At 62.2% G+C, this 13,737-nt stretch carries 12 protein-coding genes; 4 read left to right on the forward strand and 8 right to left on the reverse strand.

Features of this window, described 5'->3' with window-relative positions:
- Both A7A77_RS16690 and A7A77_RS16695 read right to left on the reverse strand, forming a co-directional pair.
- Positions 1-289 (reverse strand): ArdC-like ssDNA-binding domain-containing protein (locus tag A7A77_RS16690; protein WP_156500653.1); only part of this gene is annotated, 289 nt, incomplete at its 3' end.
- Between the two features lie 166 nt (positions 290-455).
- Positions 456-2,465, reverse strand: coding sequence for a ParB/RepB/Spo0J family partition protein (locus A7A77_RS16695; RefSeq protein ID WP_066561022.1), 2,010 nt, complete (start codon positions 2,463-2,465; stop codon positions 456-458).
- A 201-nt stretch (positions 2,466-2,666) separates the two neighbouring features.
- On the opposite strand from A7A77_RS16695, the gene A7A77_RS16700 reads away from it, so the two are divergent.
- A complete protein-coding gene (locus tag A7A77_RS16700) occupies positions 2,667-3,503 on the forward strand; it encodes a hypothetical protein (RefSeq protein ID WP_066561025.1) in 837 nt (278 codons plus the stop codon).
- Positions 3,504-3,606: 103 nt separating this feature from the next.
- Here A7A77_RS16700 and A7A77_RS16705 read toward each other — a convergent pair whose 3' ends face one another.
- The 3 genes from A7A77_RS16705 to A7A77_RS18515 all read right to left on the reverse strand — a co-directional run bounded on the left by A7A77_RS16705 (position 3,607) and on the right by A7A77_RS18515 (position 4,750).
- Positions 3,607-4,218: an outer membrane protein gene (locus A7A77_RS16705; RefSeq protein WP_066561027.1), complete on the reverse strand. Its 612-nt coding sequence runs from the start codon at positions 4,216-4,218 to the stop codon at positions 3,607-3,609.
- Positions 4,219-4,366: 148 nt separating this feature from the next.
- The gene (locus tag A7A77_RS16710; protein ID WP_066561029.1) at positions 4,367-4,618 is read right to left on the reverse strand and encodes a hypothetical protein; all 252 of its coding nucleotides are present in this window, start codon (positions 4,616-4,618) and stop codon (positions 4,367-4,369) included.
- Complete coding sequence (locus tag A7A77_RS18515) at positions 4,619-4,750, reverse strand: hypothetical protein (RefSeq protein ID WP_281180051.1); 132 nt, start codon at positions 4,748-4,750, stop codon at positions 4,619-4,621.
- A gap of 190 nt (positions 4,751-4,940) precedes the next feature.
- Here A7A77_RS18515 and A7A77_RS17655 point away from each other — a divergent pair, with 190 nt between their 5' ends.
- On the forward strand, positions 4,941-5,255 hold the full coding sequence (locus tag A7A77_RS17655; protein WP_156500655.1) for an excalibur calcium-binding domain-containing protein: 315 nt from the start codon (positions 4,941-4,943) through the stop codon (positions 5,253-5,255).
- A 24-nt stretch (positions 5,256-5,279) separates the two neighbouring features.
- Here the strand turns inward: A7A77_RS17655 and A7A77_RS16715 are convergent, their stop codons facing one another.
- The gene (locus A7A77_RS16715) at positions 5,280-9,518 is read right to left on the reverse strand and encodes a strawberry notch family protein (protein ID WP_066561032.1); all 4,239 of its coding nucleotides are present in this window, start codon (positions 9,516-9,518) and stop codon (positions 5,280-5,282) included.
- Positions 9,519-9,562: 44 nt separating this feature from the next.
- Positions 9,563-10,492, reverse strand: coding sequence for a DUF7146 domain-containing protein (locus A7A77_RS16720; RefSeq protein WP_066561035.1), 930 nt, complete (start codon positions 10,490-10,492; stop codon positions 9,563-9,565).
- 130 nt (positions 10,493-10,622) lie between these two features.
- Between A7A77_RS16720 and A7A77_RS16725 the strand changes: the two genes are divergently transcribed.
- A complete protein-coding gene (locus A7A77_RS16725) occupies positions 10,623-11,264 on the forward strand; it encodes a lytic transglycosylase domain-containing protein (protein WP_156500656.1) in 642 nt (213 codons plus the stop codon).
- A gap of 49 nt (positions 11,265-11,313) precedes the next feature.
- Here the strand turns inward: A7A77_RS16725 and A7A77_RS16730 are convergent, their stop codons facing one another.
- Positions 11,314-12,483: a tyrosine-type recombinase/integrase gene (locus A7A77_RS16730; protein WP_066561044.1), complete on the reverse strand. Its 1,170-nt coding sequence runs from the start codon at positions 12,481-12,483 to the stop codon at positions 11,314-11,316.
- Positions 12,484-13,060: 577 nt separating this feature from the next.
- Between A7A77_RS16730 and A7A77_RS16735 the strand changes: the two genes are divergently transcribed.
- Positions 13,061-13,737, forward strand: a 677-nt coding sequence (locus tag A7A77_RS16735) for an outer membrane protein (RefSeq protein WP_156500657.1), incomplete at its 3' end; no start/stop codon positions are given.

Consider the following 13,737-nt stretch of genomic DNA (forward strand, 5'->3'; position numbering starts at 1 on the left):
TTACTCCTTTCATGCGACTTGCACGTCGCACTGCCTGGCGATAGGTCATCCAATAGGGCGAGGCGAAACCGCACATGTCGGCGACCAGCCACAGCCAGAACACGTTGATGCCCTGATAGGGAATGCCGCAGGCGCGCAAGGGACGCACCGAGGGCACGCCGCGCCACGGCTTGACCCAGGGACGCGTGCCTTCCTCGAGGCGCTTGATGATTTCGGCAGTGATACGCTGCGCGGGCGAGACGGACTCGATACGCGAACGGGTGCGCGACTTTTTGTGATTGCGGGGCATGGCTGTTCTCCTGATCCGGCCGCGACGAATTCCGCTTCGTCCGGTCCATCAGGCGCCAGGGCACCCTCCCCTCTCTGCCAACGGAGCCACGAGAAGAGGCGGCCCCTTCCGAGCGGAAGGAGCCGCCTCACCCTGTTGCCAGATGGCCTGTCCTGTCAGGAGGAGGTCAGGCGGCCATCTCGCGGGGACCGTCGTCGTCGCCGGCGACGTCGTCGGAAACAGCATCCGAAGCATTTTGATCAGCGTCGTCGTCGACCACGTGATCGTCGGCATCGCTCACGGGCGCAGCAAAACGCATGACTTCGGGAACCCAGGTGAGCGCCGCCTCGCGCACCGCCGCATCGGTGATGAAATTGCCCGAGAACACGCGTTCGGCACTTTCCGCCAGTTCGCCCTTCTTCGATGCGGCAAAGCGCGCGACAAGATCCAATCCGCCGACTTCGGACAATGCCTCGAGGATCACCGACTTCGACACCCTGTCGAAGTAGTTCGCCGCCGTGGGCCGCCACCAACGGGCGATCTCGATGCCGATATCCGAACCCAGGTGGTCGTGGAGTGCGATCGCCCGGTCGCCCACCATATTGAGGCTCGCCTCGAATGTGCGGGCGACGACAAAGCCGAGCCAGGAGGCGCGTGCTTCCTCGTCAAGGAGGCAGAACGCCTTGAAGCGGGCGACGATGTCGTCGCCGGCTCGCCAGCTTTCGTCGAGACCGCCCCTCAGTTCGGCAAGCGCCGCAGTCGCCGGCGCATCCTTCGCCTCGAAGCCAATGACCGGCCCTGCAGCGATCGGCCCGCGCAAGGTTGTTGCCGAACGTGCGCGCCAGTCGTGCGTATCGGCATCGGCCAGCGTGAAGACGAGGAGATCGAGCGCAAGCGACGGATCGGACGCGATATGGAGCGCGAGGACGTCGCGGCGCTGCATGGCGAGTTCGTCGACAAGCCGCTTCGACAGCGTCGCACGGCGCGGGGCATCGCCCGTGCCGTCCGAGACCACTTCGACCGCATCGTCCTCCGGTGCCAGTACTTCGGCATTCTGGGTGTAGTAATGCGGCTGGAGCACCGGCGTGCCGTCACGGCCGAGGGTCAGGATCATCCCCGCATCGGGCCTGAACTCGGGGTCGAGCACCAGCGGGCGGTTGCGGATTTCATCGGTCTCGCGCTCGATCGCATCGATCGTCGCTTCGGCGGCGGCAATCGCTTCCTCGGCGCTTTCCTCGCACTCGAGGATCGCGGCATGCTCGTCGAACGACTTGTCGAGTTCGTCGAGCCGCGCGAGTTCCGCCTCGCTCAAGGGTGCGGGTTCGGCAGGCAGACGATGCAGCCCCTCGAGCACGTCGTGGCTGACATAGTTGTCGAGCGTCGGGCGCACCCAGGCGATCTCGTGCTCGGCAGCAAGGACTTTCGCCTGTTCTTCCATCTTGGCCCGCGCGAGATCCTCGAGCAGAGCAACGTCGACCCAGCTTTCGCTGTCATCGTCATCGAAGAGCTCGCGCTCGATCCGCCCGCCGGCTTCGACATAGGCATCGCGTCCGACAAACCGCGCGCGCGGATCGCTGCCGCGCACGGTGCCGGTCAGCACCATGCGGCGGATGCTGTCGGGGCTGGGCGCAAAATAGGCCGAGGAGACCTGCTCGAAGACCAGGGCCTGGATCGCCTGGTCCGAAGTCGCGCCATAGGCCTTGGCGAGATCGAGCGTGATTGCACCCGATGCCAGGGCGGCAAGGACCGGTTCAGCGAGATTGGCGAGCCGCAGGCGGCCTTCGACGAAGCGGACCGTCAGGCCGAAACGGCGGGCGACTTCCTCGCTGCTGGCGCCAGCTTCGAGGAGCGAGGCAAAGGCCTGCGCTTCGTCGGCCGGGTTCATCGCGAGGCGGTGGAAGTTTTCGGCAAGGCTGGTTTCGACCGCATCGCTTGCCGTCTCGTCGAGCACCAGGCAGGTCACCGGATGGGTGCGCGGCAGGACCTTGTCATCGGCCAGGGCCACGAGCGCGCGACGGCGACGTTCGCCGGCCTCGACCTCGAACTTGCCCTTCGCGCCGGCACGCACGATGAGGTTCTGCAACAGGCCGCTTGTGGCAATGCTGGCTTTCAGTTCGGCATCGGCGGCAGGATCGGCGTGCTTGCGCACATTGCGCGGCGAAGGGGCAAGCTTGTTGAGCGGGATGGTCTTGATCATGGCATTTACTCCTGATTGAGCGACCTTGCATGCCGACAACCGGCATCCTTGGGCGCAATCAGGGCAAAGCCCCCTCCCCTCTTGCTTCATGGTGAAATGGACCGAACGGTCGGGTCGGACCGGGGTAAATGATTGGCACTGCGAGTTGAAATGCCTGGCAATGGATGCAACAGGGGCCTTCAGTTCAATGTGAGGGGGCTCATGAAAAAATCCTTGTCGTTCGCTCTGGCCGCAATTGGCTTGATGGCTGGTTCGCCGGCCTTGGCCGAGACGTTATCGGTCAACGATGTCTTGCAGCTTTCCCAGATGGGATTGGGCGACGAGGCGATCGTGGCCAAGATCGAAAGTGAAAGCGCCACTTTTGATTTGAGCACCGACGAGATGATCGAGCTCAAGCAGAAAGGCGTTTCGTCCACGGTCATTGCGGCGATGCTCAGCGCAGGCGCGAATTCCGAGCCGGAGTACTCGTTGGACTCGGCCGATCCGATGATCCCGCATCCAGCAGGCGTCTATCTCCTGCAGGGATCGGGCTCAGACGCCCGCATGAAGAGGATGAACGCCACGGTTTCAAACCAGGCGAAGACCGGTGGCATACTTGGGTACGCCCTGACCGGCGGGATTGCCTCCGCCAGCGTCAAGGTCGCGATCCAGGACGAAATCGCCCCGGTGCAGTCGACGACCAAGCCTGTCTTCTACTTCTTTTTCGACAACGCGAGCGATGCGAGCGCGTCAAACGCATGGGCAAACGGCCTGAATACGACAGTTCAGTCGCCGGCAGAGTTTACGTTGGTCGAACTGAAGCAGAAGAAGGGTCGCCGCGAAGCTCGGGTCGGAAGCATGAACATTGCCGGAGCCAAGAGCGGCGTGATGGACAAGGACCGGATTCCTTTCCATTACGACATGGTTCGCCCCGGCGTTTATGAAGTGAAGGCCGATGCCGTGATGGAACCCGGCGAGTATGGCTTCATCTTCTCGCTCGGCAGCGGCGGCACTGCCGGCGCCATGAGCGCACGGATTTTTGACTTCTCGGTGCGCTAGAGACTGCGTTCTTTATCCGAAGGAAGCTCAAGCCGATGCAATGCAAAACGGCCCGACCTCGCAGGAGGTCGGGCCGTTCTCTCATCCGGGGCAGATTATCTGATCAGAAGCCGTAGACGATGGTGCCGACGACCTGGCTGCGACGCGCCTCGATGCCGGTGCTGACGCCCTCGTAGCTGTACTCGCCGTAGTCCGAATAACGGTATTCGGCGCGGAAGCCGAAGTTGCCGAAAGTGTACTCGGCGCCGGCGCCGATGCGGTAGCCGTCGAGTGTATCGGAATCGCTGTAGGTGTCGCCGAACGAGTCGGTGTAGCTCAGCTTGGCGCGGGCATTGGTGTAGCCGCCCTTGGCGTAGAGCAGGATGCTGTCGGTCACGCGGGCACCGACGCGTGCGCCGATGTAGAGGTCGCGGCTGGCGCTGAGCGTTGCGCTGTCGTCGAGCTCGAAGATATCGGTCGCGGTCGACGAAACGCCAGAATCGGCGATTTCGGCTTCGATACCGACTACAGCACCGCCGAGATTGGCATCATAGCCTGCGACCACGCCGTACAGCACATCGCTTTCGTCGCCCGAGAGGCCATCGTATTCGAGCTCGACGCTGTCGTAACCAGCCAGAGCGCCGATGTAGAAACCGGAAGCATCCGCTTCCTGAGCGAGCGCAGGCGTAGCAATAGCCGACACGATGATCGAGCCGGACAGAATAATAGTCCTCATGTATTTCCCTCTTTCATTTCCCCCGGAAGAGAGTGTTCGCTCCAATAAAGGAAGAAATCGAGAGATCAACCGGATTTTTATATTTTATTCTGTGACTTGTTTACACCTTGTTAGGCCATTCACCGTCCTGCAGGTCGAGGCATGGGGATCACTGATCGTTGTCCGAAGCACGCGGAGCAGTTTGCCCGGGACCGGTCAGAGCTTTCATGTCCTCGCGGTGGGCGAGGCCCGCGTAGCGACGCACCAGTTCATGCTCGGCGGCAACCAGCTCGTCTTCGGTGAGATCGGTGAAGAAGGCATATTCGGGCCGCTCGTCGAATTCCTCGCCGAACGGCACCGTCTCGAGCCAGTTGCAGAAGGCCGTCACGCGGTGACTGCGGATCGGGTTGTCCTGCCGCATTCAGTTCAGCCAGTGCACCACGTTCGCGATCATCCAGACCAGCGATAGGATCCATGCGGTTAGCAAAAGGCTAAACTCGATGCGAAGCGCGAGGCTCGTCTTCGGCTGGGGCTTTTCTGGCATCTCGTTCACCTCGGCAGCACGATCCAGCCCTCGCCGATCGCGACCATGGCTGCGGTCAGGGCCAACAACAGGAAAAGCGCTCCTGCAACCTGGCGTCTTGGCCCCATGGGCTCGGTATTTTCCTGTCTTCATCATGCGTTAGTGGGCTAGGGCTAGCATCATCTGGGGATTTGTCATCGCGTCTTTGGGGGAAATAGACATGAAACTTCTCGGGCCGCTTGCCCTACTCTTCGCGGCCCCGCTTGCCATGCTCGGCAACGCGGGTCCGGTTCTGGCGCATGGCGGCGGCCTTGCAGCGGACGGCTGTCACTATGATCGCAAGGCCGGAACGCGGCACTGCCATCGCGGGTCCAGCGCCGCGCCCGCCAGTCCGCCTCAACGCAGCAGCGGATCGAGCACCTATTTCCCGAACTGCGCCGCCGCTCGCACGGCAGGCGCAGCACCGGTCAGGCGGGGTGATCCCGGTTACGGGCGGCACCTCGACCGCGATAATGATGGGATTGGCTGCGAGTAACAGCCAAGCGCGCCGACATGCGAACTAGCGAACGGCAAGCCGCTCGAGGATCTGGGCTGCTCCGTCGGTCGGCACGAAGAGCCGTGTCTTGTAGCGAATGATCTCGGTGAAGCAGCCTTGCGCCTTGTACCAGTCGAGCCGCGCGGCCGACCACCCGGTAAGCTCGAGCCGCTGCGAACCGTTGACGAGGTTGCGCTTCAACATGAGGTCATCGGGTCCGGCGATTTCCTGTGGGCGTCCGGATTGCAGGACAGCCGTGACCACCTCGCCAACCGGCAGAACCTGCCCACCCTCGATACCGAGTACCCGGCACAGGTCGGCGACGAAAGCGACTGGCACCTCGCGGCCGATCAGCGAGCGGCCATCGCTCGCCGCAATCCGACTGACCCGCACATGCTCGGCGGGAAGCTTGTCCCAGACCGGCAGCAGCAGGCCGGTAGCAAGGTAAAGCCGTTCGCGCTTCAAGCTGGCGCCAGCTTCGGTCACCTCCTCGTTCCAGGCTGTCCGGAATGCGGCATCGCCCATGTCATCCCAACTGCTTTCTGCCAGCGCATCGTCCGACAGGTAGGTGCGTTTCAAGGGTCGGATCAGTTCGTGGCGGCAAATGCGCTTGCCTTCGTCGGTGAGCAGGCTGCGGGCAGGAACCAGCAGCGCAACCCTGCCCGAACGCGCGTTGCGCAGGCAGCGATGGTGCCTGTCGCCAATCCCGTGAAGCGCATCGAGCCGTTCGAGCGACAGCGGACGCAGCGCCCGGGCGATCTCGATTTCGAGAAGATGTGTGGTCGCCCCGGACACGCGATCGGTGCGCAGCAGCGTGTCGGACAGGACCTCGAAGCTTTCGACCGGGATCGTTTCGACGCCAAGGTCGAGCGTACCCGCCTGCCGCGCGGCATCGACGCGCGCTTCGACCAAGGCGAGATACTCGTCGAAAATCGCGTTCTGCAAGCCGATCGGCAGGGCGAGGATCCGGTTGAGCCAGCGCTGGATCGGCGGCAGGTCGTCGACCATGCCGCTGTCAGGCGCCGCGATCCGCAGGCCCGTCAGTTCTTCGAAGCGGTCGAGGCTGACCGCATCGAGCTTGCCTGCAACCAACAAGCCGAACCAGCGGACCAGCGCTTCGCGCGCATAGGTGCTTTCGAGATTGTCGGCGGGATCGAACAGGTTCTGCCCGCCGGTCTGTCGTTGGCCGCGGGTCAGCGCGCCCAGACTGTCGAGCCTCCTTGCGATCGTCGAGATGAAGCGGCGCTCGCCGCGCACATCAGTGGTGACCGGACGGAACAGCGGCGCCGATGCCTGGTTGGTGCGATTGGTCCGTCCGAGACCCTGGATCGCAGTATCGGCGCGCCAACCCGGCTCGAGCAGGAAATGCACCCGCCGTTCCCTGTTCGGGCAATCGAGATCGGCATGGTAGGACCGCCCCGTTCCGCCCGCATCGGAGAAAACGAGGATGCGCTTCATGCCATCCATGAATGCGCGGGTCTCGGCCACGTTGGACCGCGCCGAGCGCGATTGGAGAACCTGGCTCCCGTCCGGCCCGATGACGAGTCGGCGGCTGCGCCCGGTCACTTCGGCGACCTTGTCGGTGCCGAAACGCTCGAGGATCGCGTCAAGAGCAGTGGCGATCGGCGGCAAGGCGCAGAGCTGCTCGATCATCCGGTCGCGCGCCGCAAGGGCACTGCGGCAGAGTACCGGACGGCCTTCCGCGTCGCTCATCGGCTCGGAACGCGGGTTGCCGTTCTCGTCGGTGAAGACGGCCATCAGACGAACCGGAAAGCTCTTTTCGAGGTAATCGATCACGAAGGATGCCGGGCTCAGATCGATATCGGGCGAGGCGCGTTCGGCATCGGACAGTTCGGCAAGCCGGCGATCGAGCATAGCTTCGGATGTCGAGACCAGCTGGACAACGACTGAATTTCCAGCCTCCAGCGCCTGCTCGACGGCCGGCAACAGGCTCGGCAATTTCATCGAGAGAAGCAGCTGGGCAAAGAAGCGCTGCTTGGTCCCTTCGAAGACCGAGAGCGCAGCCGCCTTGGCACCACCATTGAGCGTGTCGCCACTGTCGGCGTCGACGATCCGTGTAGCCTCGAGCGCATCCTTCAGGTTCGCATGGATGATCGCCCAGGCTTCAGCATAGGCATCGTAAACCGCGCTCTGGTCCGCCGTCAGGCAATGTTCGAGCACGTCATATTCGACGCCGGCGAACGAGAGTGCGCGGGCGGTGTAAAGACCGAGCGCCTTCAGGTCACGGGCGACCAGCTCCATCGCCGCGATCCCCCCCTGGCGAATTTCGGCGACGAAGCTCGTGCGGTCGGGAAACGCGGTTTCGGGACCCCAGAGACCGAGCCGTGTAGCGTAGGCAAGATTGTTGACGTCCGACGCGCCGGTTGCCGAAGCATAGACGACGCGGGCACGAGGCAGGCAGTTCTGCAGGCGAATGCCGGCAATGCCCTGCTCGGAACCCTTGACCTTGCCGCGAGCACCCTCGCCGCCCGCTGCGCCCGCCATGGCATGGGCTTCATCGAATACGATGATCCCGTCGAAGTCTTCGCTGGCCCATGTGAGGATCTGTTCGAGCCGCGTTGCATCGCCGCGACCCGAACGCAGCGTCGGATAGGTCACGAACAGGATGCCTTCGGGCATCGTGATGGATGTGCCGAGCTTCCATGTGGCGAGCGGCTGGATATCGAGCGGCAGCCCGCCGAGCGCGCTCCAGTCGCGACGCGCGTCTTCCAGCAAAGCCTCGTTCTTCGAGATCCAGATATGACGGCGTTCGCCGCGCACCCAGCGATCGAGAATCACGCTGGCGACCTGTCTGCCCTTCCCGGCACCGGTCCCGTCGCCAAGGAAATAGCCCATGCGATAGGCCTTCCCGTCGGTGCTGGGTTTGAGAACGCAACCCTCGTCTTCAGATTCGAACGTTCCGGCAATATCGCGCGCGTGGGCATTTGCGGCGTAGATCAGCGTTTCGGCCTGGGCGGCTGAAAGCAGACCCTTGGCAATTAGGCCGGCAGGCAGTTGCGGGACGGCTTCGGGAATCGGCGCGGCGATCGAGCCCATCGCGACCGATTCCACCAGTGCGGTCGGATGCATGGCCGCATCCGCGATAACCACCCGGCTTGGGCGATAGGGAAGGTAGTGTCCGACCTGCTCGTCGATCGCCGCGGGATCGGCAAGCGCCTCGTAGCAGACCGGCTCGGCTTCCGATGTCGGCGCGACGCGAACGGGAGGAGCGAGCGGCGTTCGTCGCGCCTGCGGAACCAACCGGAGCGCACCGATTGACCGGGCCGGGATGAGAGGCAGTGTCGCACCCAGACTTTCGCGAACGGGGAGCGCATCGATCAGCCCCGCAATCTCGGCAAGATCGCTGGTGCGGGCCGTCGCGATGGCGACATCACGGTCATCCTTGTCGATCACCAGCAGGCGCGTTGCGATCCCTGTGCCGGACTGACGGAATGCGCCGTCGATCGTGACGTTGAGCAGCGGGGTGAGCGGACCGCGGAGCTTCGCCACGAAACGGTGCAGATCGAACCACTCGGGCATGATCGCAACCAGGCGCCCACCGGACTGGATGCGTGTGAAAGCCGAACGCAGATGGCGCGCACCGGTCCGGCCATCATGGCCGCGCTCGGCGCTCCACGAAAAGGGCGGGTTCATAAGCACCACGCTTGGCGAGCAATCGGGCACCAACAGTTCGTCGATCAGTTCGCCATCGTGCCCGGTCACCATCGCTTGCGGAAACAACGCGGTAAGACAGGCCCGGCGCGATCCGGAAATTTCGTTGAGATCGAGCGGTGCGCCAGATTTGGCCGGCCAGAGCGCCAGCATGCCGGTGCCGGCCGAAGGTTCGAGCACGCGATCATATTTGGTCAGAGGACAAGCGCGCGCGGCCAGCCAGGCAAGCCGTGGCGGCGTGGCGAACTGCTGGAGTTCGACTTGCTCCTCGCTGCGGTTGGCTTGGGTTGGAATGCGCGTTTCGAGTCCGGCAAAGACCTGTTCGGCGGAGTCAGGCGGCGTGGTGACCGTCAGTTCGGATTGGCCCATCAGCCAGAGGACCTGCGCCAGTTCGAGCGCGGCATGCGCTTCGGTCACCGACCAGCATCCGTCGGCATCGCTTCCTCCGAAGTGTTCGCTCAGCGCATCGCTGATGATGCGGCGGGTCAGAACAACGCCAGATGCGAGAAACGGGGCAAGCTGGCGCGCCGCCGAAAGGACCAGTGGTTCAGATGGCTCGGAAAATTCGAACTGCAGGGCTGATTGGGGCATGAGTTCCTCCTGAGAAAAAGACCCTCACCTCGTCGGGGCCTCAATCAGGCAGGAGCTTCCTCCCCTCTGGTCTGTCGGGACCGGGTCTTGCCATCCCTGGCAGACAGGACATCGGCCCAGTCGTAGCCAGCCTTGCGCGGGCGCCGGATCACAATCCGGCGGCCGGGAGCCGCATAGGCACCGCAAGCACGTTCCTGCGCGAGGTCGCCGCCGTCATCGGCATCGAGAAACAGGAACAGTTCGCGCACGCTTTCGGGGATCGTGACAAGGCCGAAGCGTTCGTTGCCGAGTGTCGCCCAGCACGGAATGCCGGAGAGCCGGGTTGCGGCGAGTGCGGTCTCTATGCCCTCGGCAAGACCGAGCTTTCCGCCCCGCGCCATGGCAAGGCGGACCGCGCCTGTCTGCAGGCTGCCCAGGGCGCGTTTGGGCCGGTCGAACATCGCGAGACGAGGGCCCTGCGGATCGAGAAAGGTTCGATGGACTGCGATGACGCCTTCATCGTTGCGCACCGCCGCCAGCATGGCAGGCAGGAACCGGGCCTCGCCCTTCGGACCGAGCGGGGTGCGTTCGTGAAAGCGCAGGTCAGGCGATGCGATTTCGATCGCGCGGGATCGCAGGTAGGCTTCGGCAGGGGTAGCCGAGAGAGCATTGGCCTCGCGCCACAGGCGGCAGGCGTTCCGGTCCGGGCCAGAATGCCGGATATCGTTCTCGTTGACGGTCTGGTCAGCATCGAACAGATCCCGCGACCGGACGCCGGTATGGTTGAGCGCGGCAAGGACCGCATCGTTGCTGCAGCCGGCAAAGCAGTGGAACAGGATTGCCTGGCGGCCCAGCGTCACGCTCAGCGACGGTGTGCGATCGTCATGGGCAGGACAGCGGCACATGCCCTTCCTGCCGTGCCAGGTGCCATCGAGTTGTTCGACGATATGCCGGGCACGGCGTTCGAGCGATGAAATCGGGGACTTTCGGGACATGGGCGCGCCTTTTTCAATTAAGCGATGCCCGTCCCGGTGCAGCCTCCACTCTGCACGCTCGCATGGTCTTTCCATTAATGGATGTTCTATATATGTTCTATATCGAGTCGTCCAGTCGGGAACAGGAAAGATGCGCCAACCAATCCATTTCTTCGCAATGGCCTTCGGGCTGGCGGTGGTTTTGGGCGCACCCGCAATTGCCAATGACGGTAACGACGAGGAAGCCGGCTATCGGGTTGCCGATCGCGATGGGGAATTTCGGCTTTTCGAGCATGGGATCTGGGCCCGACAGGGTCAGGACGGCACCAAAAGGAGTGCCGATCCCCTACCACCCATGCAGCAAATGGCGACAGTCACCGCCCGGCCCTCAGGAAGCAGCAAGGCAACGAATTATCGTCGTGCACTCTACCTGCCGCATGTGATGGCAATGGAAGCTCGGTTCGGTCTTCCCGGTGGCCTGCTCGACGCACTCGTATGGACGGAGTCTCGCTACAATCCGCTCGCGGTCAGCAAGGCCGGCGCGGGTGGGTTAGGTCAATTGATGGTGGGGACGGCACGTGAGTTAGGTGTCGCCAATCGCTTCGATCCGCGCGCCAACCTTGAGGGCTCCGCGCGCTATTTGCGGCAGATGCTCGACGAGTTCGGCGTGGTCCATCTCGCCCTCGCTGCATATAATGCCGGTCCCGGTGCGGTGCGCCGCGCCGGCGGGATTCCGAAGAATGGTGAAACACCGCGATATGTACGGGACGTTCTACGCCATTGGCGGCTTTGAAGTTAGAGATTGGTTCGATCCGACTCGAATTCGGTACCGAAGCACCGATCTAAATCGCCAAGGCAGCTAGCGCGTCTTCTGCGTCGTTGCGTACCAAGTGGCCGTAATGCCGTTCAATCATAGCAACGCTTGTTCCCGAGAGCTGCGCGACCGTTAATGCGGGCAAACGTTCGCGAATTAAGTCTGTGATTACACTATGACGCAATGTGTACGCGGTCGCCGACAGTGGCAATTTTGCGGCACTGACCGCTGCCTTAATTGGATTTTTCCATGCATCCTTCGTCCATTTCCGGCCGTCCTGCCGTCTAAAAATCGAAGCTGCCGGCAGTTTGTCTTTGCATTGCTCGGTCAGGAAATTCGCGATGATCTCTGGAACCGCAATCTGACGAGGACGGCCATGTTTGTCCTGCCCGACGGTGAGCGTGCGAGTTCGCTTGTCAAAATCTTTCACACAAAGACCTGCCAACGCCCCAGGTCGAAGAGGCAAAACGCAGAGAGCCCGGATGAATGGAGCTATTTCGGCATCTGCAGCGTTTAGCAAACGCTCCCGCTCACCACGATCTAGATATAGGTCGCGCCTCTTGTCGGCTCCCTTGACAGGTTTCAAAGCTTCTTGCCAGGCAGCCTCGGTGTTCGGTGGCCCCGGCTGCAAAACGCGACCCAGCGCAGCCCTGAGTGGCACCATGTCCCTGTTGACCGTAGAAACTGAACGAACTTTGGTGCGCCTTTCTCCATCCTTGTTTCGAGTGAGCAACGCAGGCGCTTCCTCCAACCGCTTGCGCCACTCACGAAGATGTCGCCGACGAATTTTATCCAACTTCACTTTTGCAATTGGGTCTGAGAAAACGTGGCGCCGGAATACACCTTCTGCAATCAGTCCAGGTCGAACTTTCAGGTACTCTTTGCAGGCATCAGCGACCGTCTCCAGCGATTGCGACTGAACTCCACCGGCCTCGACTAGTTCAGCCCATTTTTCCGCATCGAGCTTTGCATGGTTGAAAACCTCATTCCCGGTTTGCGAACCGTAATCACCCAAACTCTTGCGGGCGTATTTTCCAGCATCAACATCGTAGGCTCGGGCAAACCAAGACCCTTTTCCTCCACGCTTTGAGGGCCGGTAGCCGACATAGCAGCCCGCCCGGAGCCGTTGCCAATGCGGTTCATCTCCCGCCTTGGACTTTAATCGCTGCCGTTCGCCGATCTTGCTGAGGTCCACCATTCCAGTTCGCCATCCATGAAAATCCATGAAACAAGCATGAAATACATGGGTGGACGCATATATGCAAGAATGGTTTATTTTCAGTGCTATAATGTGTCCACAGATGGCCGCTAATGTCCGTATTCCCACCCTTCACACGGGTGGGGTCGCAAGTTCAATCCTTGCCGCGCCCACCATTCCTCGATGACCTCTCGGGCGCGACGAACCAGAAGCCGGGGCAGCGTTCGGGAAGAAGGCGGCCACCCGCTGAAAATGCCGGGTAAAACTCGCCATTGCGCATAACTTATGCAGTGGTAATATCACGGTAATAAAAATGGACTCTTTGTCTGTTGCGTTCGGCTGGGGGGCATCCGTGGCATCACAGGTTCATCATGACGGATTCGGCACCTGCCATTCCCGGCGCTGTCTCCCTCAATCAATGCTGCCTGCCTCCAAGGGACGACCATTCTTGCGCTCGGAACGGCGCGTTCGCATGACATCTCCGCCGCTTGAGGCGAGCCCCGGGCCATAGGCCTGCCAAGGCTCCCGCACGGCGGAAAATCCGTATCAGGGTCGCAACTGATGACTGGAGGAAATAATGAGGAAAGTCGTTATTGGCCTGGCACTCGCCTCGACGGCGATGGCCACACCGGCCCTAGCACGCGACGACAGTTGGTACATCGAACTCGATGCCGGCGTCATGATACCCGAAGACACTGATTTCGCTATCATCGACGATGGCGAACCGACCGGTGACGGCGGTACTGTCGATTGGGACTACGGCACCGATTTCGGCGGCATCGTCGGATATGATTTCGGGATGCTCCGTCTGGAAGCGGAAGCAGCTTACAAGATGGCCAACGACGACGGCGCCGATCTGACGGAGGATGGCGAATCGGGAACACTCGACGACAGCGATATCGACATCAAGTTCCGCACGCTGAGCTTCATGCTGAACGGCCTGCTCGATTTCGGTCCGGACGATGGCCTTCAGGGTTTCGTTGGTGGCGGTGTCGGTGTTGCGCGCACGAAGCTGAAAATCGCCGATCTGGATTTCAGCGATTCCGACACGGGTTTCGCATGGCAGGCCCTTGCCGGCGTTCGTGCCCCGCTTAGCGATAACGTCGACATCGGCCTGAAGTATCGTTATTTCCGTCACGACGATATCAAGTATGAAGGCGGCGAAGTCGAAACCGACCTCGCAACCCACTCGCTGATGCTGACGCTGGGGTACAATTTCGGCGCGCCGACACCGCCGCCCCCGCCGCCGCCCCC

Origin of the sequence: Croceicoccus bisphenolivorans (assembly GCF_001634625.1) — a bacterium.
GTDB classification, from domain to species: Bacteria; Pseudomonadota; Alphaproteobacteria; order Sphingomonadales; family Sphingomonadaceae; genus Croceicoccus; species Croceicoccus bisphenolivorans.

Coding starts and splice junctions, on each gene's coding strand:
- A7A77_RS16695 (WP_066561022.1), bottom strand. CDS start 2,465: ATGATCAAGACCATCCCGCTCAACAAGCTTGCCCCTTCGCCGCGCAAT.
- A7A77_RS16700 (WP_066561025.1), top strand. CDS start 2,667: ATGAAAAAATCCTTGTCGTTCGCTCTGGCCGCAATTGGCTTGATGGCT.
- A7A77_RS16705 (WP_066561027.1), bottom strand. CDS start 4,218: ATGAGGACTATTATTCTGTCCGGCTCGATCATCGTGTCGGCTATTGCT.
- A7A77_RS16710 (WP_066561029.1), bottom strand. CDS start 4,618: ATGCGGCAGGACAACCCGATCCGCAGTCACCGCGTGACGGCCTTCTGC.
- A7A77_RS17655 (WP_156500655.1), top strand. CDS start 4,941: ATGAAACTTCTCGGGCCGCTTGCCCTACTCTTCGCGGCCCCGCTTGCC.
- A7A77_RS16715 (WP_066561032.1), bottom strand. CDS start 9,518: ATGCCCCAATCAGCCCTGCAGTTCGAATTTTCCGAGCCATCTGAACCA.
- A7A77_RS16720 (WP_066561035.1), bottom strand. CDS start 10,492: ATGTCCCGAAAGTCCCCGATTTCATCGCTCGAACGCCGTGCCCGGCAT.
- A7A77_RS16725 (WP_156500656.1), top strand. CDS start 10,623: ATGCGCCAACCAATCCATTTCTTCGCAATGGCCTTCGGGCTGGCGGTG.
- A7A77_RS16730 (WP_066561044.1), bottom strand. CDS start 12,483: ATGGTGGACCTCAGCAAGATCGGCGAACGGCAGCGATTAAAGTCCAAG.